The organism is Nonomuraea sp. NPDC054003 (assembly GCF_055585125.1).
In genome coordinates this window covers 430,594-452,310 of the sequence record NZ_JBVJKR010000008.1, presented here as the reverse complement: position 1 = coordinate 452,310, position 21,717 = coordinate 430,594, and the positions used below count along the sequence as shown (strand labels likewise).

19 protein-coding genes and 1 rRNA gene are annotated in these 21,717 nt (G+C 71.6%); 11 read left to right on the top strand and 9 right to left on the bottom strand.

What is annotated here, in order from left to right:
• Positions 1 to 58, bottom strand: a 16S ribosomal RNA gene (locus ACZ6YG_RS23640); the annotation flags it as partial.
• 455 nt (positions 59 to 513) lie between these two features.
• On the opposite strand from ACZ6YG_RS23640, the gene ACZ6YG_RS23635 reads away from it, so the two are divergent.
• Positions 514 to 1,593, top strand: a complete 1,080-nt coding sequence (locus ACZ6YG_RS23635) for an AI-2E family transporter (protein ID WP_261808782.1) — start codon at positions 514 to 516, stop codon at positions 1,591 to 1,593.
• On the opposite strand, the gene ACZ6YG_RS23630 is transcribed toward ACZ6YG_RS23635, so the two are convergent.
• On the bottom strand, positions 1,550 to 2,224 hold the full coding sequence (locus ACZ6YG_RS23630; RefSeq protein WP_345482625.1) for a helix-turn-helix transcriptional regulator: 675 nt from the start codon (positions 2,222 to 2,224) through the stop codon (positions 1,550 to 1,552). The two genes, ACZ6YG_RS23635 and ACZ6YG_RS23630, sit on opposite strands and share 44 nt — an antisense overlap.
• A gap of 51 nt (positions 2,225 to 2,275) precedes the next feature.
• Positions 2,276 to 3,130: a hypothetical protein gene (locus tag ACZ6YG_RS23625; RefSeq protein ID WP_466019196.1), complete on the bottom strand. Its 855-nt coding sequence runs from the start codon at positions 3,128 to 3,130 to the stop codon at positions 2,276 to 2,278.
• Positions 3,131 to 3,391: 261 nt separating this feature from the next.
• Between ACZ6YG_RS23625 and erm the strand changes: the two genes are divergently transcribed.
• Positions 3,392 to 4,213 carry an ErmE/ErmH/ErmO/ErmR family 23S rRNA (adenine(2058)-N(6))-methyltransferase gene (gene erm, locus ACZ6YG_RS23620; protein WP_148033723.1) on the top strand — a complete coding sequence of 274 codons (822 nt, stop codon included), beginning with the start codon at positions 3,392 to 3,394 and terminating at the stop codon, positions 4,211 to 4,213.
• On the opposite strand, the gene ACZ6YG_RS23615 is transcribed toward erm, so the two are convergent.
• Positions 4,202 to 5,575 carry a hypothetical protein gene (locus ACZ6YG_RS23615; protein WP_397198275.1) on the bottom strand — a complete coding sequence of 458 codons (1,374 nt, stop codon included), beginning with the start codon at positions 5,573 to 5,575 and terminating at the stop codon, positions 4,202 to 4,204. The two genes, erm and ACZ6YG_RS23615, sit on opposite strands and share 12 nt — an antisense overlap.
• 116 nt (positions 5,576 to 5,691) lie before the next feature.
• Here ACZ6YG_RS23615 and ACZ6YG_RS23610 point away from each other — a divergent pair, with 116 nt between their 5' ends.
• Positions 5,692 to 7,284 (top strand): molybdopterin-dependent oxidoreductase, encoded by a 1,593-nt coding sequence (locus tag ACZ6YG_RS23610; RefSeq protein ID WP_466019195.1) that lies wholly within the window; start codon positions 5,692 to 5,694, stop codon positions 7,282 to 7,284.
• Positions 7,285 to 7,321: 37 nt separating this feature from the next.
• On the opposite strand, the gene ACZ6YG_RS23605 is transcribed toward ACZ6YG_RS23610, so the two are convergent.
• From ACZ6YG_RS23605 to ACZ6YG_RS23595, 3 genes are all read right to left on the bottom strand, one after another.
• Entirely contained in the window at positions 7,322 to 8,761 is a 1,440-nt protein-coding gene (locus ACZ6YG_RS23605) for a carbohydrate-binding protein (RefSeq protein ID WP_466019194.1), read from the bottom strand.
• Positions 8,758 to 10,332, bottom strand: a complete 1,575-nt coding sequence (locus ACZ6YG_RS23600; RefSeq protein WP_466019193.1) for a chitinase — start codon at positions 10,330 to 10,332, stop codon at positions 8,758 to 8,760. The genes ACZ6YG_RS23605 and ACZ6YG_RS23600 overlap by 4 nt, the downstream gene beginning before the upstream one ends.
• 229 nt (positions 10,333 to 10,561) lie before the next feature.
• A complete protein-coding gene (locus tag ACZ6YG_RS23595) occupies positions 10,562 to 12,391 on the bottom strand; it encodes a M14 family zinc carboxypeptidase (protein WP_466019192.1) in 1,830 nt (609 codons plus the stop codon).
• 151 nt (positions 12,392 to 12,542) lie between these two features.
• Between ACZ6YG_RS23595 and leuE the strand changes: the two genes are divergently transcribed.
• Positions 12,543 to 13,202 carry a leucine efflux protein LeuE gene (gene leuE / locus ACZ6YG_RS23590; protein ID WP_148033728.1) on the top strand — a complete coding sequence of 220 codons (660 nt, stop codon included), beginning with the start codon at positions 12,543 to 12,545 and terminating at the stop codon, positions 13,200 to 13,202.
• A gap of 218 nt (positions 13,203 to 13,420) precedes the next feature.
• Positions 13,421 to 14,062 (top strand): VC0807 family protein, encoded by a 642-nt coding sequence (locus ACZ6YG_RS23585; RefSeq protein WP_148033729.1) that lies wholly within the window; start codon positions 13,421 to 13,423, stop codon positions 14,060 to 14,062.
• Here ACZ6YG_RS23585 and ACZ6YG_RS23580 read toward each other — a convergent pair.
• Both ACZ6YG_RS23580 and ACZ6YG_RS23575 read right to left on the bottom strand, forming a co-directional pair.
• Positions 13,970 to 14,983 (bottom strand): hypothetical protein, encoded by a 1,014-nt coding sequence (locus ACZ6YG_RS23580; RefSeq protein WP_466019191.1) that lies wholly within the window; start codon positions 14,981 to 14,983, stop codon positions 13,970 to 13,972. The two genes, ACZ6YG_RS23585 and ACZ6YG_RS23580, sit on opposite strands and share 93 nt — an antisense overlap.
• Positions 14,984 to 15,093: 110 nt before the next feature.
• Positions 15,094 to 16,407: a sensor histidine kinase gene (locus ACZ6YG_RS23575; RefSeq protein WP_466019190.1), complete on the bottom strand. Its 1,314-nt coding sequence runs from the start codon at positions 16,405 to 16,407 to the stop codon at positions 15,094 to 15,096.
• Between the two features lie 364 nt (positions 16,408 to 16,771).
• Here ACZ6YG_RS23575 and ACZ6YG_RS23570 point away from each other — a divergent pair, with 364 nt between their 5' ends.
• The 6 genes from ACZ6YG_RS23570 to ACZ6YG_RS23545 are packed head-to-tail and all read left to right on the top strand — an operon-like array spanning position 16,772 to position 21,713.
• Positions 16,772 to 17,419, top strand: a complete 648-nt coding sequence (locus ACZ6YG_RS23570; protein WP_261808784.1) for a DedA family protein — start codon at positions 16,772 to 16,774, stop codon at positions 17,417 to 17,419.
• Between the two features lie 37 nt (positions 17,420 to 17,456).
• Positions 17,457 to 18,281: a DMT family transporter gene (locus tag ACZ6YG_RS23565; protein WP_187281338.1), complete on the top strand. Its 825-nt coding sequence runs from the start codon at positions 17,457 to 17,459 to the stop codon at positions 18,279 to 18,281.
• A 25-nt stretch (positions 18,282 to 18,306) separates the two neighbouring features.
• On the top strand, positions 18,307 to 19,521 hold the full coding sequence (locus ACZ6YG_RS23560) for a glycosyltransferase (RefSeq protein WP_465263314.1): 1,215 nt from the start codon (positions 18,307 to 18,309) through the stop codon (positions 19,519 to 19,521).
• Complete coding sequence (locus ACZ6YG_RS23555; protein WP_219549286.1) at positions 19,518 to 20,171, top strand: DUF998 domain-containing protein; 654 nt, start codon at positions 19,518 to 19,520, stop codon at positions 20,169 to 20,171. Before ACZ6YG_RS23560 ends, ACZ6YG_RS23555 begins: the two co-directional genes overlap by 4 nt.
• 46 nt (positions 20,172 to 20,217) lie before the next feature.
• Positions 20,218 to 20,955: a cytochrome P450 family protein gene (locus ACZ6YG_RS23550; protein WP_466019189.1), complete on the top strand. Its 738-nt coding sequence runs from the start codon at positions 20,218 to 20,220 to the stop codon at positions 20,953 to 20,955.
• Positions 20,952 to 21,713, top strand: coding sequence for an isocitrate lyase/PEP mutase family protein (locus tag ACZ6YG_RS23545; RefSeq protein ID WP_466019188.1), 762 nt, complete (start codon positions 20,952 to 20,954; stop codon positions 21,711 to 21,713). The genes ACZ6YG_RS23550 and ACZ6YG_RS23545 overlap by 4 nt, the downstream gene beginning before the upstream one ends.
• Positions 21,714 to 21,717: the final 4 nt, after the last annotated feature.

The following is a 21,717-nucleotide window of genomic DNA, read 5'->3' as shown; positions in this document are numbered from 1 at the left end:
GCATGTGTTAAGCACGCCGCCAGCGTTCGTCCTGAGCCAGGATCAAACTCTCCATAAAATGAATTTGAATCCCAACCAAAAAGGAATCCGTCACAGAAAATCATGACGGGGTTGTGCATCATGCACTGGCTTTTAACACACTGTTGAGTTCTCAAGAAACGGACGCGTACACCCCGGCAAGACCCGACCAGCGGCCCCCGCCGAAGAGGCGTTCATTTCGTCTTTGTGTTACCAATCTTCGCAGCCCCCCAAGTTCGTGTCAAATTGACGCGAACCCCATCGAGCTGCAGAAATCAGCAACCGCCCCGTCTCCGAGGCAACCCCTCTACCTTACTCCGAACTTCGCCCCTTGTCCAACCGGACACTTGATCAAAGGATGGAGAGCAGAGGCGGGGAGCCGGCACGAGACCGGTTCGCCCGTTCAGAACACGGAGAACTGTATGGACGCCTGCCCTGGGCGTCAAATCGGCGTTCACCTCGGTGTCACCGTGACGACACGGGTACGTACCGTGCGTGAACCAGCAGTCCGCGCCGAGGGCGCTCATCATCCTGGTGGGGATCGCCGGGGCGCTGATCGTGCTGTTCGGCCTGCGGGAGGTGTCGTCCGTCGTCGGGCCGCTCGTGCTGGCGCTGGTGCTGGTGATCGCCGTGGCGCCGGTGCGCTCGTGGCTGGCCCGGCGCGGCGCGTCCGTGTGGCTGCAGGTCGCGGTGCCGTTCCTGATCATGCTGCTCGTCCTGCTGGGCATGGCCGGGGTGCTGACGATGGCTGCGGTGCAACTCGGCGAGCTGGCGCCCGCGTACACCAGGCGGTTCGAGGAGCTCCTCACCGACGCGCGGGCCTTCGCCATCGCCAGGGGCATCAGCGGCGAGCAGCTCGACCGGGCGATCGACAGCTTCGACCCGGCGCGGGTGATCGGCATCGCGCAGAGTCTCCTCGGCGGGGTGATCGGCGTCTTCTCCGCCCTGTTCCTCATCGTCGTCCTGATGCTGGCGATGTGCCTGGACGCGCCCATCACGGCCAGGGTGCTCGACTCCGGGGAGGGCAGGAAGGTCGCGCTGGTGGAGGCGCTCGGCCGATTCGCCCGCAAGACCAGGCGCTACCTGATCGTCTCGACCGTGTTCGGGCTGATCAACGCCATCCTGGACGTGATCGCGCTCTATCTCATCGGGGTGCCGCTGCCGCTCCTGTGGGGGGTGCTCGCGCTGATCGCGAACTACATCCCCAACATCGGTTTCGTCATCGCGCTGGTCCCGCCGGCCACGCTGGCCCTGCTCGACGCCGGGGTGCGTGAGATGTTGCTGGTCGTCGCGGCGTACGTGGTCTTCAACGTGGTGACGCAGTCGCTCCTCCTGCCGAAGTTTCTCGGCGACGCGGTGGGGCTGTCGACGACGATGACGTTTCTCTCGCTCATCATCTGGGCGTTCGTGCTCGGGCCGCTGGGCGCGATCCTCGCCATCCCGCTGAGCCTGCTGGCCAAGGCGCTGCTCATCGACAGCGATCCGGCCGCGGCGTGGGCGGGGGCGCTCATCTCCAACAGGCCGCCGGCGGTCACGCGGCCAACCGGCTCAAAGTCACGCCGCTCAGGCGCCTGACGTCGCGGGACAGGTGGGCCTGGTCGGCGTAGCCGGCGACCGCGGCCACCTCGGCCAGCGGGACACCGGACCTGGCCAGACGCAGGGCGTGCTGGAAGCGGACGATGCGCTGCAGGGTCTTGGGCGCGTACCCGAAGCTGGCGACGCTTCTGCGGTGGAGCTGGCGCTCGCTCAGCCCCAGCTCCCACGCGACCTCGCGGACGCTGCCGCCCCGGCGGAGGGCGGCCGCGGCGGCGGGGGCGGCCGGATCGGGGGGCGGGGTGCGGCGCAGGCGGTCGGCGATCGCGGCGCGCAGGACGGGCATGGGGTCGGGGGCGTCGTCCAGGGGCGGGAGGGCGCCGAGCGCGTCGAGCGGCACGCGCTGGTCGCGCAGCTCGGACAGCGGGACGCCGAACACCTCTCCCGTCGCGCCGGGCTTGAAGCGGATGCCGGTGAAGATGTCGCCCACACGCATCGACGTGGGCACGGGGCCCGTGTCGGGGCCTGCCACGAACGGGCCGGAGGGGCCCCAGATGAGGTCGACGCAGGCGTCGGGCACGACGAGCTGGGTGCGGTCGTCCTCGCTCACCTGCCGCCACAGGCAGACGACCCGCCCGGCGAGCGCGGGCTCCGGCGGCCACTCGGCGTACATGCCTCCACGCTACGCCCGCTCACCGACATTCCCGCGTGGGCGGGGTTGTCCCTACGTGGGGAGGCGGCCGTAGGCCTGGAGAGTCCTGAGGCGTCCCATGGTGAGGTAGCCGCCCCACTCGTGCTCCACCACTGGGGTCCACATGGGCCAGTTGCCGTTCCAGCCGCCTTCCTCCGACTGGGCCGCCAGCAGGGCGTCCAGGTGGCGGGCCAGCACGTCCTCCGTGAACAGGGGGAACCGCAGAGGGCCGGGGGCGAAGTCCAGGGGGAAGTGGGCGTCGCCGGGAGCTTCGGGGTCGAAGGTGACCGTGGCCAGGATGGCGTCCTTGAGCCGCTGGAACTCCGACCGTGCCCGCTCCTCGTCGTCCACCAGGTCGAGGAAGGTGACGATGGCGCGGGCCTCGTACGGGGTGGTCTTGTCGACGGCGGAGATGCTCCTCCAGCAGAAGTCGGTGGCCGGTCCGCGCCACGGGTGGTCGATGCCGTGCTTGTGCAGGAGGCCGGCGATCGAGGCGGTGGGGATGAGGTTGCCGGGCGGGTCGTCCGGGGTCTCCCACCAGGGCGCGCGCGGCGCCTCGCGGACGGTCGGGAGGCAGAAGGGCACGCCGCCGTCGGGGGTGGTGACGGACACCAGGTAGTCGCAGGCGGAGCGGACCATCGGGTCGGCGAAGGCGTCGAGCTCGTCGAGGATCCAGAACGCGACCTCGACCGGCTCCGGCTGGCTGGCGGCGCCGCGCAGGTCGGGTTCGAGCGCGTGGCCGAAGCCGCCGTCGGGGTTCTGGTAGCAGCGCAGGGTGTCGAGGACGCGATCCCTTGGGCCGCCCGCGAACAGGGCCTCGAAGCGGAGCCGGTCCAGGAGCCTGGCATGGGTCAGCAGGTAGCCGTGTGCACGGTGGAGAACATCCATGCGGTTCACGCTAGTCGCCCCGTTCCGCCTGACGCTTGTACGAATCGGACGCGGCGCGCGGGCTTATTCGGTTGCCGTCGGCGAGCGCTCCTGCGTACGGTCGGCCGCATGTGTTGCTTCTACGCAGGTTGCTTCTACGCGGTTCGCATTCGCCGCAGCCGGCCTCTGGCCCGCTAGCGGACGCGACCGGTCGAGCGCGTTCCGCGGCGCGCCCGGGGCCCTTCGAGCCATTCATCGACTCGAGGACCCGGAAGGGCAGCTGTGGCGCAGGATTACGCGCACGGAAATCATTCACACACGCAGAAGAAGGCCAGGAGCTCGGGCGGCCGCACGCCCAGGGACAGGGCGAGACGCGTGCTCTCCCAGAACTTCCTGGCCGACAGGCATGCCCTGGAGCTGGTGGTCAAGGCCGCCGCTCCCGAGGGCCTGGTGCTGGAGCCGGGGGCGGGCGAAGGCGCGCTGACCCTGGCGCTGGCCGCGGCGGGGGCGCGGGTGGTCGCCTACGAGATCGACCCGCGGCTGGCGGGCCGGCTCAGGTCGCGCACCCGCGACGATCCGCGCGTCGAGGTGGTGCGCGGCGACTTCACCGCGGCCCGCCCGCCGGGCGAGCCGTTCGCGGTGGTGGGCAACATCCCGTACTCGGCCACGTCGCGGATCGTCGGCTGGTGCCTGCGGGCCCGATCGCTGACCTCGGCGACGATGGTCACCCAGCTGGAGTACGCCCGCAAGCGGGCGGGCGGCTACGGCCGGTGGAGCCTGGTCACGGTGGAGTCGTGGCCGTGGTTCTCCTGGCGGATGGGCGACCGTATCGGCCGGGAGAGCTTCCGGCCGATCCCTTCGGTCGACTCGGCGATCCTGCGGATCGAGCGCAGGCCGGCGCCGCTGGTCGGCTCGGGGCGGGACTGGCAGCGGCTGGTGGAGCTGGGGTTCAGCGGGGTGGGCGGTTCGCTGCGCGCCTCGCTGAGGACCCGCTACGACGGGGTGGACGCCGCCCTCGCCGCCGCCGGGGTGGCCCGCGACGCCGTCGTCGGCCACGTGCACCCGGACCAGTGGCTCACGGTGTACGACCGGCTAGACCTGTGAGGTGAGGCGTGCCGGGCCCGTCGGAGCGGCGGGCCCGGCCGTCTCGTGCTCGGGCGGGTTGCGCCGGCCCCACGGCATCGCGGCCAGCAGGACCGGCAGCAGCACGATCGACGCCCGCGACCAGTCCTGGTGCAGGAGCCACCAGGCGGTGTCCTCGTACTGGGTCATGTAGAGGTAGCCGTAGCCCGCCCAGAGCGACACCCCGATGATCGCCGGCCAGGCGAACCGGGTGGGCCGGGCGACCAGGAACGGCATGAACCAGAGCAGGTACTGCGCGCCCAGCCTGGGCGTGACCACCATGAAGATCAGCAGGATGGCCAGCGTCATGTCGATCGGGTCGGCCCGCCACCAGATGATGATCGCGGCCACGACGCACGCGTAGATCAGGTAGGTGCCGAAGGTCGCCAGGTCCGCGCGCAGCGCCCAGTCGCCGCCGGTGAAGTGGGGGGTCCAGCCCCACTCGCCGACGATCGGGCGGATGGCCCGGATGGTGTCGATGACCTGGGGGATCTGGCTGATCGAGGTGCCGGCGAAGACGGGCAGCGTCACCAGGAAGAAGAGCGGCACCGCCCCCGTGCAGAACAGCGCCACGATCCGGGACCGGAGCTGCGGCAGCAACAGCACCATGCCGGGGACCAGCCAGATCGGCCAGCTCTTGGCGCACAGCGCCAGGCCCATGAGCAGACCGGCGTAGGCGCCCCGTTTGAGGCCCGCCCGGTCGCCGGGGCCCGGCCTCAGCGCCTGCCCGAGCGTGCGCAGCGCCCATCCGGGGAGACCGGACCAGCCGTGGTCGGCCGGCGCCCGCCTGGTCACGGCGATGACGTCCATCCGGGGGGTGGGGGCGCCCGGGCCGCGGGCGACCACGAACGCGGCCACCCCGAACACCAGCGCCACCGGCTCTACCTGGCCATGGAGGCAGGCGACCATCAGCGCGAGCGGGTTGAGCGCGTACTGGAAGGCGCGCAGCGAGGCCTTCGGCCCACCGGCGAGCTTGGCCACCAGCGGGATGAGCACGATGTCGGCCACCACGGTGACGATCCGGCCGGACCACTCCCACGGGATGCCGAGCCACAGCAGGATGCCGTACACGTACGGGATCGTCGGCAGGAAGTGCCAGCCGCCCTTGCTGGCCAGGACCGGGTCCTGGCCGTTGAGCACGGCCTCGCCCGCCGGTTTGAAGCTGTTGACGAAGTCGACCGGCTGGTGGGCGTCGCCCGCCGCGAAGAACATCAGCACGACGCGGACCACCACACCGACGGCCAGGGCGGCCCAGAGCGGCGGTCGCCAGTCGCGCCACTGGGCGACGAGGGCGAGCGCGAGGCCGGTGACGAGGATGATCGCGATAGGGAGTGCAGTTTCCATGGCGGGACCTAGACTGCCCTACGCCCCTCCGCGCTGCCACACGGCTTTGTTTCCGGATCTCCGACATGCGGGGTCGTAACGCGTCAGAACATGACCGTCTGTGCTGAACTTTTCGCATGGGGGGATCCGAAGTCAACCAGACACTGGTCAGGCTCTATTTCGAGGTGCGCGAAGCGCTGCATGACCCGGTCGCCGCCTGGGCGAAACTCACAGCGAACTCTGAGGTTTACCGGCAGGCGCGGGGTGGCCGCCGGGTCCCCCTGGACGACGCGACGGCCGCCGAGCTGGCCGCGGCGGCCATCGTGCACACCGCGTCCGAGCACGGCGCCGACCAGGTGGCGGCGCTGGCGACCTCGCCGCTGGCCGGGCTCGTACGCGGGATGGGCGGCGCGGTGCTCACCGAGCAGTCGAGCGCGCCCGAGCAGCTGCTCGGCCCGCGTTTCGAAGGGCCGCGGGCGGAGGACTGGGCGAATGCCGCGTACGTACTGCTCTGGGGTGAGAACAACAGAAACGTGCGCGCGCCCGGGTCGCCGTGGGTGATCGCCGGCCGGTACAAGGGGCAGAAGGTGGTGGCCATCGGCCCGCACCCGACGCGGCTGTCGGACGAGACGCTCGTGGTGCGGCCGGGCACGGACGGGGCGCTGGCCATGGCGGTCGGGCACGTGCTGCTCAAGGAGTTCTTCCTGGACCGGCCGGCGTTCGCCGCGCACGCGATGGCGCGCACCGACCTGCCGGCCCTGGTGCGGCTGCGCGAGCTGGAGGACGGGCTGGTGCCCGGCGGGCTGCTCGGCCGCGACGCCGGGCGGCTCAGCCTGTACGGGGGCGACGGGGCGGCGGCGACGGAGGTGCTGCTGCCGCGCTTCGACGTGGGGCCGGGCGTGCTGCGCCGCGGGGTGCCGGCGGTGCGCGACGGCGAGGGCCTGGTGACGACCGTGTTCGACCTGCTGCTGGCGGTGTACGGGCTGGCCCGGCCGGGTCTGCCGGGGAGCTGGCCGGACGGCTACGACGACAAGACCTCCCCGTACACGCCCGGCTGGCAGGAGGCGCACACCGGGGTGGCGGCCTCGCGGGCGCTGAAGCTGGCCAGGGAGCTGGGCGTCACGGCCGAGAAGACGGGCGGGCGGTGCATCGTGGTGCCCGGCTGGCTCGACACGCCGCACGCCGACACCGCCTACCGGGCGATGCTGGCGCTGCTCGTGCTCACCGGCTGCCGCCGGGGGTGGGCGCAGGCGTCGGGCGGGGCGGGCGTGCCGCTCGTGCCGTACCTGGTGCTGCACGCGTGCGGCGAGGACCGGGCGGACCTGGGGGCGTTGAGCTGGGCGCTGGCCGACGGGATGTTCGACCGGCGGACGTCGCGGACGGTGCTGCTGGACGCGGTGCGCGGCGGGCTGCCGATGGCGCCGCCGCCGCGGGTGCTGGCGCTGCCGCGGTGGATCTACCCGCTGCCGCCGCAGGTGGACCTGCTGATCGGGCCGGACGAACGGTGCGATCTGGCCACTCCGGACTCGCGGCTGGTCGCTGACATGGTGGCGAAGCTGTCGGACGGGCAGGTGGAGCAGGCCCGGGAGGAGCCGGAGCCGGGTGAGCCCGGGATGCGGACGGTGGTGGACCACGCCTGGATGTACGAGTACGGGGAGGCGCTGCCGGTCTACCGTCCGCCGGGGGTGGGGGTGCCGCTCAAGCCCACCCAGCTCGTGCGGTTGCCGTGAGCCCGGGGCGGGGGCGCCGCCCCGGGCTCGGGTCTGGTCAGAAGCCCGCGGTGATGCGGGTGAACTCCCACTCGGCCTGGGAGATGCCGCTGCAGTTGGAGACGACGCCGCCGCCGGGGCAGGGGCGGTCACGGTTGACGCCCCAGTACGCGAGCCGGTTCAGGCCCTTGGACCTGGCCCAGTCGCGGATCTGCGTCCACGTCTGCGGGGTGGTCAGCTCCTGCTGGTCGGACAGGCCGTTCATGCCGGAGATGCCCATGCGGGCGTACGCCTGCGCGTCGGTGTAGCCGTAGGCGTTCTTGAGCGCGTTCTTCAGGCCCTCCGAGGCGTTGACGGTGTCCTGGTAGATGTTGGAGCTGCCGAAGTCGAACGGCATGATCGTGAAGTTGTCGATCGGCACGTTCAGCGCTCTGGCCTGGTTGATCAGGCGGACGCCGTGCGCGTTCGGGCCGGTCCTGCTGGTGCCGAAGGTGACGACGACCTTGACGTTCGGGTTGTTCTGCTTGACGATCTTGAGGCCGTTCAGGATGCGGTCCTGCACGGTGTAGTTCTCGAACTCGTCGTAGTTCTCGATGTCGAAGTCGACCACGGCCGGGCCGACCGCGTTGATGACCTGCTGCACGGCGCCGGCGAAGGCTTGCGGGGTGGCGCAATTCGGGCCGAGCTTGTTGCCCTGCCAGCCGCCGAAGGAGATCTGGACGCTGCCGCCCTTGGACTTGATCGTGTTGATCGCCTGCTGGTCGGCGCCGCCGGTGAGGGGGCGCTGACCGTCCCAGGCCGGGTTGCAGCCGCCGCTGGACAGGATGAACGCCATGGTGAACGACTTGACGCCGGTCGCGTCCATGACGGTGCCCGGGTTGGGCGGGTTGCCCCAGCCCATCCAGAGGTAGGGGGCGCCGGGCATCCGGCTCGGGTTCGGGCCGGGGTCGTCGCCGCCCGAGGAGGTCCGTGCGGTGACGGAGTTGCTGTGGCCGGACTGGTTGCCGGCGGCGTCGCGGGCCCTGACGGTGTAGGTGTAGCCGGTGTTCGCCGCGCGCCCGGTGTCGGTGTACGAGGTGCCGCCGACGGTCGTCACCAGGCTGCCGCCCCGGTAGACGTCGTAGCCGGTGACGCCGACGTTGTCGGTGGCGGCGTTCCAGGCGAGCGAGACGCTGCTGGAGGTGACGCCGGTCGAGCGCAGGTTGCCCGGCACGGACGGCGCCTGGGTGTCCCCGCCGCTGCCGCCGCCGACCTGCTTCCACAGGGCGGGCACGACGTTGGGCTCCCAGCCCGGCTGGGAGGTGTGGCTCTGGAGGCACTCGTAGTCGACGCCGTTGTGGGTGACGCGGGTGCCGGCGGTGTAGGGGGTCCAGGCCGTCCAGGCCGCGTAGGCGGCGGCCGTCGCGCCGTACGCGGCGGGGGCGGCGACGGTGGCGAGGCCGGAGAGGGTCATGGCGAGGGAGGCGAGTAACGCAAGGAACACACGTCGAAATTTCATGACATTCCTCGGAGGTGCGGCTTGACGGTCTTCGAGAAGTTCCAGTTGTGGGTGGCGTCCCAGTTGATGGACCAGGTCATCGCGCCCCTGATCCCGGGGTAGGCGCGCGGGGGTACGAACGATCCGCAGCGGGTGCGGGTGGCCAGGCAGTCGAGCGCCTGGTTGACGACGGCGGGCGCGACCACGCCGCCGCCCGCGGCGCCCGGCCCGGCGGGCAGGCCCAGCGCCACCTGGTCGGGGCGCAGCCCGTTCTCCAGCTGGATGCAGGCGAGCGCGGTCAGGAAGTCGACCGAGCCCTGGGAGTACGCCCACGCCTGGTCGCAGCCGAGCATGGAGCCCGAGTTGTAGTACTGCATGTGGACGACCGTGAGGATGTCCTTGATCGACAGGGCGAGCTTGAAGTACTCCATCCCGGTCGACTGCATGTCGATGGTCTGCGGCGCCATCGTGATGATCAGTCCGGAGCCGGCCTTGGCGTGCAGCGCCCGGAGCGCCTGGGCCATGTAGGTGGCGTTGAGCCCGTTCTCCAGGTCGATGTCCACGCCGTCGAACCCGTACGACGTCATGATCCCGTACACGGAGTCGGCGAACCTGGTCGCGGCGGCGGCACTGGCGACCTGCACCCGCCCGGCCTCGCCGCCGACGGAGAGGATGACCTTCTTGCCGCGCTGCTTGAGCGTCCGGACGTCGGCCCTGAACTGGGCGTCGGTGTAGCCGCCGAGCGCGCTCGCCAGGCCCGGGTCGACGCCGAAGACGACCTCGCCGGGGGTGGCGGTGGCCTCGCCGAACGCGATGGCGATCAGGTCGTACTCGTCGGGCACGGCCGACAGGCGCAGTTCGGTGGCGGGGTTGACGAAGTTGTGCCAGTAGCCGGTGAGGAAGTGCTTGGGCAGTCCCTCCCCCGGCTCGCCGGGGTCGCAGCCGGCGGTGGTGGCGGTGGCGGGGTCGCTGGGCGCCGACTCGCCCGCGCCGTTGTGCGCCCGGACGGTGTAGGTGCGGGTCTCGCAGGCGCCGAGGCCGGTGATGGTCGCGGTGGCCGAGCTGACAGCGGCCTTGACAGCGGAGCCTTCGTAGACGCGGTAGCCGTCGACGGCGCCGCTCGCGGGGGTCCAGGTCAGGGTGATGGCGCCGGCGCCGCCTGTCGCGGTGAGACCGCCGGGCCTGCCGGGGACGCCCGGGACGGTGCCGCCGTCGCAGGACGCGCCGTTGAGCGTGCAGCCGGTGATGCCGGGGAAGTTGCCGGGGCTGCCGGTGAAGCCGAAGCTCGCGCTCGCGCCGGGGGCGAGCGCGAGCGCCCAGGAGGGGTTGGTGAAGGTGTAGTGCTGCCCGTTCCTGGACTGCGTGGCGTCCCAGGCGGACGCGATCGAGAAGCCTGACGGGAGGTCGAACTGGACGTTCCAGCCGTTCATCGGGCTGGAGGTGCCGTTGGTGACGGTGATTTTGCCTTCGAAACCGGTGCCCCAGTCGGACATCTTGGTGAAGGCGGCGGTCGCCGAGGCGGCTTGGGCGGGGGATGCGGTGAGTCCGAGTGCGAGGGTCGCGAGCACGACCAGGATCACGCGTGCTTTCACATTGTCGTCCTTGTCGGTGGCGTACCGCGCGGCTTGCGCCGGGGGGTGAGAGCGCAAGCCGCACGGCACGGCCCGCGGAGGCAGACGCGAGCCGTCAAGAGGTCCGATCTGTTAGGAAAGTTTCCTAAGAGTTGACGTGATCGTAGCCTTGACACCCCGGGCTTACAAGACCCAATGCGTCACCGCCTCCGATGCCCCCGCCACGCCAGGTGGCGGGGGCACGGACGGTTCAGTTCTGCCGCGTGATCCGGACGTCGTCGACCGCCGCCTCGACGAGCGAGGCGCTGGACAGGTCGGCGGCGTCGATGAGGATGCGCACCGTCTGCCCGGCGAACGAGCTGATGTCCGCGGTGGCCACGCTCCACGCGGCGTCCCGGTCGGACGCGGCGCCCGCCTGCTGGAAGACGGTCGCCGTGGTGTTGCCCACGACCCTGACCCGGAAGTAGTCGGCGCTGGTCGCGTTCGACCCGTGCGCCAGGTACCAGGACAGCGACAGGCTGGTGGTCCCGCCGGCGGGCAGCGTGATCGGCGGCGACTGGATCGAGGTGACGCCGCCGTCGATGTCGTACGCGCCCGCCGAGCTACCGGCCAGGCGGCCGGTCACCAGGTCGTTGCTGCCGCTGACCGTGGTGCCGAGCTGCTTGGGGCCCGAGGAGGAGGTGTCGGCGGGGTCACCGCGCTCCCACTGGCCGAGGGTGGCCGTGTCGGTGCCGTTCGGGTTGACCGTCCAGCCGGTGGCGGTCTCGAAGGTGTCCGAGTAGACGGTCGTCGGCGGAGTGCCGGTGCCGCAGTACTGGGACTCCTTGCCGATGATCCGGTAGACGCAGTCGGAGTACTCCAGGAACCGCAGCGTGGCCTCCTTGTTGCGGGTGGTCTGCGGCACGATCTGCTCGTCTGGAGGGTAGAAGCCGGGGCTGGAGCCGGTCGGGTACATCTCGAACGTGTAGCTGAAGATCTTGTAGACGCCCCACAGCCAGTCGTTGATGGTGCCGTCGGTGATGTAGAGGTCGCTGGCCTGCTCGGGGGTGTAGCTGTTCGTCGAGGCCATGCTCTGGCCGAGGGTGGCGTGCGCGTTCCTGTCGTCCAGCGTCAGACCTGGCGCGGTGTCGTTGAAGGTGTAGCCGTAGGGCCACAGGATCAGCTCGCTGTAGGTGTGCCAGTCGATGTGCGCCTTGATCTGCTGCACACCGCCGACGACGCGGCCGCGTACCCAGTTCGCGACGGCACGGACCTCGGGCGCCGACTCGGCCGACGGGCCTCGGTAGGTGTCGCTGGACGGCGAGCCGGAGGAGCCGCCGCAGCAGCCCCATTGGTAGCCCCAGTTGCGGTTGAGGTCGGTGCCGACGGCGGAGGTGCCGCTGTTCGGCTGCCTGTTCTTGCGCCAGGACCGGTAGCTGCCCGTCGCGATGTCGTACTCGCCGCCGTCCGGGTTGAGGTCCGGCATGATCCAGATCTCGCGGGAGTTCACCAGGGAGGTGACCCTGGAGTCGCTGCCGTACCCGTCGGTGAGCAGGTCCATGATGTAGAGCGCCATCTCGACGGTGAGGTGCTCGCGGGCGTGCTGGTGGGCGGTGAACAGCACCTCCGTCTCCGCCTCGTCCGTCGCGACGTTGTCGCTGATCTTTACGCCGACGAGCTGCCTGCCTTCGTACGAGGTCCCGTACGAGAACTTGCTCGCGATGCCCGGATGGTCGGCGACCAGGTCGTCGATGTACGCGATCATCTCGGCGTAGTTGTGGTAGGCGGAGTCCGATGGCGGGAAGTCAGCGGCCGCGGCATCGGACGTGGATCTCGGGCGCGGGACCTCCGCGACCCGGTAACCGAGGTTCCTGATGGCGGTGACCTCGGCTTCCGTGGCGGTGATGAGGACCGACTCCTTCGTCACCTCGTCGATGGCCGCGCCGGTGGCCGCGACCGCGCTGCGTTCCTGCGCGTTCGACGGGCCCTGGACGCGGTACTGCTTGTTGGGGGGTGGCTCGGCTGATGCCCCCGCCCCGGTCGCGCCGGTCAGGCAGACCAGGGACAGAGCGGCGAGCAGGATGACCAAACGGCGGTGCACCTCGTCCTCCTAGAGCGCGCGGGCTCGGGTGTTGACGCGCGCCTGAACTGAGAGTGAAGAGGCGCCCTGTGCGGGGGAAGGCCCAATCTACGCCTCCCCGGTAGGGGTAATCTGCATTGTCACCCCCATGTCAGGCCTGGAGCGAGGCGGGATGTTCTTCGGCATCACAGATATCTGGACATATGTCATCGGCGCTTTTCTGATCATCCTGTTGCCGGGACCGAATTCGCTGTTCGTGCTCGCCCAGGCCGCGCAGCACGGCGTGCGGCAGGGATACCGGGCGGCGGGCGGGGTGTTCGTCGGCGACACCGTGCTGATGCTGCTGTCCGCCGCGGGCGCCGCCTCGCTGCTGCGCTCCACGCCGTTGGTGTTCACCATCGTGAAGTACGCGGGTGCGGTCTATCTGGCCTGGTTGGGGCTCCAGATGATCCGGGGAGCCTGGCGCGCGTGGCGCAACAAGGACGTCGCCGCGGCCGTGACGAGCGGCCCCGAGCGGGTGTCGCGTGCCCCGCGCCCGTTCGGCAAGGCGCTGGCGATCAGCCTGCTCAACCCCAAGGCGATCCTGTTCTTCGTGTCGTTCTTCGTCCAGTTCGTCGACCCGGGTTACGCCACGCCCGCGCTCTCGTTCCTCATCCTGGGCTCGATCATCCAGGTGTTCAGCGCGCTCTATCTCACAGCGCTGATTTTCTGCGGCTCTTTCCTGGCCGCCCAGTTCCGTTCCCGGCGGCGGCTCAGTGCGGGCCTGACCTCGGGTGTCGGTGCGGTGTTCGTCGCTTTCGGGGCGTCGCTCGCGGCCTCGTCGCTGAGCTGATCGCCGCCGGGCGGCCATTCTCAACGTGTCAAAAGAGGCAGTCGCCCCTTAGGGGGTCGGGTACGGTAAGCCACCGGAAAGCGCCCGGCAACCCCCGGATGCGAAGGTCGGAGTATGCCAGGGTGGCCGCTGGGTGACATCGAGCGGTCCGTCCGGCAAGCCTGCCGGCCCGAAGCCGGGGTAGTCCCAGCCCGTCGGCCCAATCTGCGGAGCAAGCGTTGAACCACCCTCCCGTCACCCTGCCTCGTCTGACCGCCCTGGCCCGTCAGGCCGCCCCGCAGCTGCTGGAAGCTGTGGTCGCTCCCCTGGTGGTGTTCTATGCCGCGATGATGCTGCTCGGCCTCCAGTGGGCGCTCATCCTGACCTGCTCGTGGGTCTACGTGGGCGTGGCATGGCGGCTGATCAGGGGGATCCGGGTGCCGGCCACGATGTATCTGGCCGCCGCGGCGATCACGCTGCGCACGGTGATCGGGCTGTGGACCGGCACCTGGATGTGGTACTTCATCCAGCCCGAGCTCGGCACCATCTGCATCGGCATCGCCTTCCTCGCGTCCGTGCGGCTGAACAGGCCGCTCGTGGAGAAGCTCACCCTCGACTACATCCACCTGCCGAACGCGGTGCTCAAGCACGAGCGGGTCCGCAGGTTCTTCGCCCGGATCACGCTGCTGTGGGCGTTCGTCCTGCTGATGAACTCGGGCCTGAGCATCGCGCTGGCGATATACGAGTCGCTCTCGGGCTCGCTCAGCGGGTACATCGTGCTGCGCACGTCAGCGGTGGCCGTGATAAGCGGGCTGGCGATCACCGTCTCCGTCTTCGGCTTCAAGCGGCTGCTGCGCCGGCTGCACGTGGCGCACGGCTGACCGTTCGGCCAGCAGGAACGCTCCACACATCCCCATGGCCATCCCGGTCAGCATGCCGAACAGCTCCAGCAGGTCGGTCAGCCCGGTGGCTCCGCCGCTGAGCGGCGCGGCCGTGGCCGTGATGATCATCGCGTAGAGGCCCCAGCCGAACAGCGACCCCGACCCCAGCCAGGCCACGACCAGCGGCTGCCAGAACGGCCGGCGGGCGTTCGCCCTGACCAGGGCCACCAGCGCCACGCCCGCCGCCACGGCCAGCAAACCCTTGATCCCCTGCTGGAACGCGCCCGCCGAGGTCATCGCCGCGGCGGCCTCCGGCGGCAGCCCGGCGTCGCCGCCGAACGCCCACGAGAAGCGGACGCCCCCGATGACGGCCGCCACCAGCAGCGAGCCCCACGCCACCACCCGCTGGAACGGTCTCGTCAGCGACGGGTACGGGGCCTCGGCGGTGGTGGTGAAGACGGCGGGCCAGCGGTCCCGGGCGTAGAGCACGAAAGCGGCCATGAGTCCGATGCCCTGCCCGATGAACCCGCCGTAGACCATGACGTAGACCCAGGGCTCGATCGGGCCGCCGACGTCGAACAGAGCCGCCCCTTCGAGCAGCAGCCCCAGCGGCGTCGTGACCACGATCACGCCGAGCAGGCCGGTGCCGACCCACAGCGGCAGCAGCACCAGCCAGGCGGGCAGCCGCATCCCCCACCGCATGGTGAACCCGAGCGCCAGGACCAGCGCGACGGCGTCCATGCCGAACGTCAGCACGTTCATGCCGTACATCGTCGAGTCGTCCATGAGCGCCGGGTCGGTGACGCCGACCGGGCTGCCCGTCAGCCAGAGGACCTTGAGCGTGAGGTAGGGAAGCATGGCGGCCATGGCCACGATCGCCGCGGTGACCCGGCCCACGCCGGCTCTCGGTGTCTCGTTCATGCCTCCCAGGCTGCTCTTCCGGCCGCTCGCGGGCCTCACGCGGGCAGGGGATCCCCCTCCCCCGTACGGGGGAGAGCAGCTCCGTACGTCTGAGCTTCCGTACGGGGGACTCACGGCAGTTCCGCGGCCAGTTCGTAGCCGCCGTCCGCTGGGCCGGCCCGGAGGGTGCCGCCCGCCAGGCGCACCCGCTCCCTCAGCCCCGGCAGGCCGAAGCCGCCGGTGGCGGTGACCTGGGGGGCGCGGGCGGGCGGGCCGTTGCGGACGGCGACCAGGTGCGGGGTGACCGCGACCTCGATCACGGCGCCCGGCGCGTGCTTGGCGACGTTCGTCAGCCCTTCCTGCACCACCCTGTGCGCCAGGCCGGGAACCGGTCCCTCCAGCCGCAGCGTGATCGCCATCCCGGAATCACGGGCCCGTTCCACCAGCGCCACCACGTCCTCCCGCACCTCGGCGTCATCGCCCGCCGTAGGAGGCGACGCGACATCGTCGCCCGCGCGAGCGGCCCCCGCGACAACATCCTCCTCACCTGCCGGAACGGACGGAGTGACGGGGCCGGTTTCGCGTGCCGGGGGGTGCGGTGTGATGGCGACTCGCGCCGCTTCGGTGGTGGGGGCGAGGGGGGCGGCGTCGGCGTCTTCGCGGAGTACGCCGATGATCTGGCGGAGCCGCTCGGTGGCGTCCGCGGCCGCCGCGCGCAGTTCGCTCGCCGCTCTGGCGTGGGCGGGTTCGAGGGTGGGGGACAGTTCGAGGCCGGCGGCGCGGACGGCGATGAGCGCCAGGTCGTGGCCGAGCGAGTCGTGCATGTCGCGGGCGATGCGCGCCCGCTCGCGCAGCCGTGCCTGCGCCTCGGCCGCCTGCCGCGCCTGGTCCCGCTGCTGCAGAAGCCGCCTGCGGAGCAGGCCCAGGAGGTAGGGGACCAGGTAGGTGCCGATCAGGCCGGTGACCATGGTGATCCACAGACCGGCCGCGCCGCCCCCGGCGACGACGAGGACGACGCCGATCGCGATGATCAGGACGGCGACCAGCCCGGCGCCCGGTATCCGGATGGACCAGGGCAGGGCCCGGGGCAGGCGGCGTCCGGCGAGGTAGGCGTACCAGATGGAGAACGGCGAGACCGGCGCGAACGGGAAGATCTTGACCTGGATGGCGCCGGGGATGAGCCAGGTGATGTCGGAGGTGGCCAGGCTGTCGGCGAAGTCCCACGGCCCGAGCGGCAGCAGCAGCACCACCGCCGCCAGCGGCCACGGCCTGCCGACCAGCACGGCGAGCGCTCCAAGAGCCAGGCGCGGCACCGTGATCGCGCAGAACGCGCCGAGGTCTCTCAGCGGATCGGGCCCCATGGCGCTGATCACGATCGCCAGCAGCACCCACAGGACCACGTCTCTGAGCACCTGGCGACGGTCGTCGCGGCGTAGTCCGTTCACGCCCACGACGGTATCCGCGACCAGGCGGGACCCGCTCCCCCCGAAGGTCTGCGCCGGCCCCTGACGAAAGTCGGGTGGCTCGCGCTCCCCCGCGGGCGGTGGGGCTAGCACCACCATCAACTCGGATGCCCGCACTGATGTGCCGGGTCCGTCCGGCCGCTTTGATCGAAGGGTGTCAACCGGAGGTCGTAGCGCCGCCCCTGACGAAAGTCGGGGGTACCGCGTACCGATCGTCCGATGCGCGGTGGCCTGCGGGATTCCTAGGTTCGGAGCGTACGGGCCCTGACCCCGGTAGGGGAAGAGCCCGCGTTCGTCCCCGGGAGATCCCCGATGTCCGCCGGCACCTCTCGCCGCCAGGGTGAGAGTGCGCGCCAATCGATCGGAGTTCACGCTGATGTCGCACGCCGTCCTGGAGTTCCTCCAGCAGGTGATGTCCTCGCCCTGGCTCTACCTCGCGCTGTTCACGCTCTCCCTGCTCGACGGGTTCTTCCCGATCGTGCCCGCGGAGACCTCCGTGATCACCGCCGGGGTGTTCGCGGCCACGGGCGAGCCGAACCTCGCGCTGGTGATCCTGGTGGCGGCGCTCGGCGCGTTCGCCGGCGACCACATCTCCTACCTGCTCGGTCTCAAGGGCGGGGGGCGGCTGCGTAAGCGCAAGGCGATGGTGTGGGCGCGCGACGCCCTCGCCGAGCGCGGCGGCCTGGTGCTGGTCGTGGCCCGTTACATCCCCGGCGGGCGGACCGCGACCACGCTCACCATGGGCGCCGTCCGCTATCCGCTTCGCCTGTTCACGATCTTCGACGCGATCGCGGCGGCCTCGTGGGGCCTGTACTCGGGGCTGATCGGGTTCTTCGGCGGGATGGCGTTCGAGCGCGACCCGATCAAGGGGCTGCTGCTCGGGCTGGGCATCGCCGTGTCCGTCACGGCCGTGGTGGAGACCGTCCGCTGGCTGCGGAAGCGGCGCGCCACCAACGCTTCCCCCGTGCGACTTCCCTCGGACACGTCGGTTTGACCCTGCCGGGTGACCATCCAGCTGAAAGGAGTGGGGCATGACGGTGCCGGCCGCGGTGATCGCCCTGATCGGCTCACTGTTCTTCGCACTCGGAGCGGCTTTGCAGCAGTTCGAGGCGGTGGGCACCGACAAGCCCGGGATGCTGACCCTGCTGCGGCGGCCACGCTGGCTGCTGGGCGGGGCCGCCATCCTGGCCGGCGGCGGGCTGCACATCGTGGCGCTCGGCCTCGGCCCCCTCACCGTGGTCCAGCCGATGGGGGTGGCCAGCCTGTTGTTCGCGCTGCCGATCGCGGCGACCCTGCACGGCCGCAGGCCGTCCACGTCCGAGCTGGGCGCGGCGGCCGTGGTCGCGGCGGGGCTGGTCGGCCTCGTCCTGCTGGTGCCCGAGTCGGACGTGCCGGTGCGGTTGGAGCCGCGGGAGCTGTTCACCCTGCTCGGCGTCTCCGGCGCGGCGGCGGTGCTGCTGTGGGCGGGCGCGCGGGCGGCCGCCCCCGCGTGGCGGGCCGCGCTGCTGGCCACCGCGTCCGGGGTGCTGTACGGCGCCACGGCCACGCTCGTGCGGGTGCTGGTGGACGGCGGCTGGAACTGGGCCTACCTGCTGGCCCTGCCGGTCCCGGCGCTGCTGGCCCTGGTGATGCTGCAGCGCGCCTACTCCGTCGGCCACTTCGGCGTCTCCTTCGCCGCCCTGCAGATCGCCGACCCGCTCACCGCGGTGGCGTTCGGCGCGCTGCTGCTCGGCGAGCCGCTCCCCACCGGCCTCGCGCCCGTGGCGGCCGCGGCGCTGGCCGCCGCCGGAACCGTCGCCCTCGCCCGTACGACCCCGCTGGAAAGCCGGCCTCCCCGGGCCGGAACCCCCACCTAGAAGAAACCCTGAGGAGTCACCCACCATGGCGATGCCCCTGCACCGGACCCACCGGGACGCCGGTCTCTCCCCCGCACCCGAACGCCCCCGGCGCATCATGATCTCGACCGACACGTACCCGCCTGACGTGAACGGCACGGCCTACTTCGCCCACCGGCTGGCCACCGGCCTGGCCGCGCGCGGCAACGAGGTGCACGTGGTGTGCCAGTCGGACCTCGGCCCGGCCGGCGCCGACGTGATCGACGGCGTGATCGTGCACCGGCAGCGCTCGGCGCCGCTGCTCGTCCACCCGACGATGCGGGTCGCGGTCCCCGCGCGGCTGGACCGGCTGATGGCCGCCGTCGACCCCGACGTGCTGCACACCCAGGGCCACTTCGTGGTCGGCAGGGCCGCCCTGGCCGCCGCCCGCCGCCGCGGCGTCCCCGTCGTGGCCACCAACCACTTCATGCCCGACAACCTCTTCCAGTTCGGCCACGTCCCCGCCCGGCTGCGGGCGGGCGCGAGCCGGCTGGCCTGGCGCGACTTCGGCCGGGTGTTCGGCAAGGCCGACCACGTCACCACGCCCACCCCGCTGGCCGCCGCGCTCCTGGCCGAGCAGGGCTTCGACCGCGACGTCGAGGCCGTCTCCTGCGGCATCGACCTGACCCGCTTCCACCCGCACGCCGAGCCGAAGGAGTGGGCGCGCAAGCTGTTCGGCCTGCCGGACCGGCCGACCGTGCTGTTCGTCGGCCGGCTGGACGAGGAGAAGCGGCTCTCCGACCTCATCCGGGCGATGCCGTACGTGCTGAACGAGACCGACGCCCAGCTCGCGCTCGTCGGGAGCGGCAACCAGCGCGAGACGCTGGAGACGCTCGCCGCCCGGATCGGGGTGGCGGAGCGCGTGTCGTTCCTCGGGTTCGTGGCCGACGAGAACATGCCGCAGGCGTACGCGGCCGCCGACGTGTTCGCCATGCCGAGCGTGGCCGAGCTGCAGAGCATCGCCACCCTGGAGGCGATGGCGACCGGCCTGCCCGTGGTGGTCGCCGACGCGATGGCGCTGCCGCACCTGGTGAACGGCGACAACGGCTACCTGTTCCCGCCCGGGGACGTGCTGGCGCTGGCCCGCCACCTGACCTCCGTCCTGACCGACGGCGACCTGCGCGACCGGCTCGGCCTGGCCAGCCGCGAGCTCGCGCTCACCCACGACCACCAGACCTCTCTCGCCCGGTTCGAGCAGATCTATGACGAGGTGACGCGATGACCTCACGTGCCGCGACCGCCGCCACCGTCACGGCGGCGCTGGCGTCCGCCGGCGCCCTCGGCTACGCCGAGCTGACGCTGCCCGCCCAGCCGCTGCTCAGCGACTACGCCCTGGTGCCTGGCGGGATGGCGCCGACGTTACTGGGGATGCTCGCGCTGGCGGCGGCGTGCCTGAGCCTGGCGTACGGGCTCGCCACGTCCGACCCTCGCCGTACGGCGGCGACCCGCGTGCTGCTGCTGGCCGCGGCCGCCGGGCTGATGCTCAGCGCGGTCTTCCCGACCGACCCGGGCGAGATCAAGTCTCTGACCGGGGAGATCCACCGGTGGGCGGCGGCCGTGGTCTTCACCACCCTGCCGGTGGCGGGCTGGACGCTCGCGCGCGGGCGGGCACGGGCCGCCCGGTGGAGCGCGGTCCGGGCGCTGGCGGTGACCGCCGGGCTGGTGCTGGCCGTGTACCTGGCGGCGCATCCGGCCTCGTTCACCTCCGGCTGGATCGGCGGTGAGGGCTACTACGGGCTGCTGGAGCGCGCCCTGGTGGTCGCGGACATGGCGCTCCTGGTGGTCATGGCGGCCGCCGGCGCGCGCCCCGCGGCGGTGGCCGTCCCCGCCCGCGAGACCGTCGGGGAACCCCAGGAGCGCCTGGCCGCCTGACGACACTTCGACCGGGGCCGAAACGTTCCCGATCTAGCGTGGACTCATGGTCATCACCCACCGTGCCCAGGCCCTCGCGGTGCTCGCCGACACCCGCTACATCCCGCCTCCCGTCAGGCAGGACGCGCCGGAGGGCACGCTCGCCTGGCTGCGCTCCCACGCCTCCCGGTTCAGCACCGGGGAGGTGCACGCGCGGCGCCGGCGGCTGCTGGAGGAGTCGCTCGACGCCCTCGACCCGGACGCGCTCCGGGACGCCGCCAGGAAGCTGACGCTGGAGCGGGACGGCCGCTGGGAGGGCGTCCCCGTGACGGTGCTCGGCCACGCCCTCGGCGTCCTGGACACCGGCCGGCTGGTGGAAGCCGTGCGCGCCGCCGCCCCCGGCTATCTGTCCGGCGAGGAGACCCCGGAGGCCGACGCGGCCGTCCGCGACCTGCTCACCCTCGCCGCCGACGCCCGCCCCGTCCGATCGTCGGTGGCGCTGATCACGCTGCTGCTGCAGGCGCACGACGCGACCGAAGGGCTGGTACGGAACGCGTTGCGTCAGGCAGGACCCGGCGATGCCGTGGCGCGGGTGCTGGAGCGCACGCTCAGGCTCGACCCGCCGCTCAAGGTGACGCGGCGGATGGACCGGGAGACCGGGGCAGAGGTGCGGATCGATCTGGTCCAGGTCAACCGGGACGCCGGAGCCCACCTCACGTTCGGCGCGGGAGTGCGCCCCTGTCCCGCCCGGCGGCACGCGATGGCGCTGGCCGAAGGTGTCGTGGCGGGGGTGCTGGGACGATGAGCGAGGAGTTCCGGGCACTGCACCGGCGCGGCGAGCCGCTGCTGCTGCCCAACGCGTGGGACTACGGGTCCGCGGCGCTGCTGGCCCAGGAGGGGTTCGCCGCGATCGGCACCACGAGCCTCGGCGTGTCCGCCGTGCACGGCAGGCCCGACGCCGCCGGGGCAACTAAGGCGGAGACCGTGGCGCTGGCCGGGGCGATCACCGGCCTCGGGGTGATGGTCAGCGTGGACGTGGAAGGCGGGTTCAGCGACGACCCCGCCGAGGTGGCGGAACTGGTCGCCGGACTCGCCGCGGCCGGGGTCGTGGGGGTCAACCTGGAGGACGGCCGGGCCGACGGCACGCTGCGGCCGGTCCGCCTGCACCAGGAGATCATCGAGGCGGCGAAGGGCCACGGGGTGTTCGTGAACGCCCGTACCGACACGTGCTGGCTCAAGACGGGCGACCCGTCGGAGCGGGTGCGGGCGTACGGACACGCTGACGGGATCTTCGTGCCGGGGCTGAGCGACCTGGGCGCCGTCGCCGAGCTGGTGGAGCTGACTCCTCTGCCGGTCAACATTCTGTACCAGCCGGGCGGGCCGGGCCTGGACGAGCTGGCGCGGGCCGGGGTGGCGCGGGTCAGCACGGGGTCTCTGCTGTACCGGGCGAGCCTGTGGGGCGCCCTGTCCGCGCTCGCCGCCGTGCGTCCGTCAGGTTCGCGGGAGGAGACCGTTATGCCCAGCTATGGGGACATCACCGCCATGCTGCCGGGACCGCAATAATCAG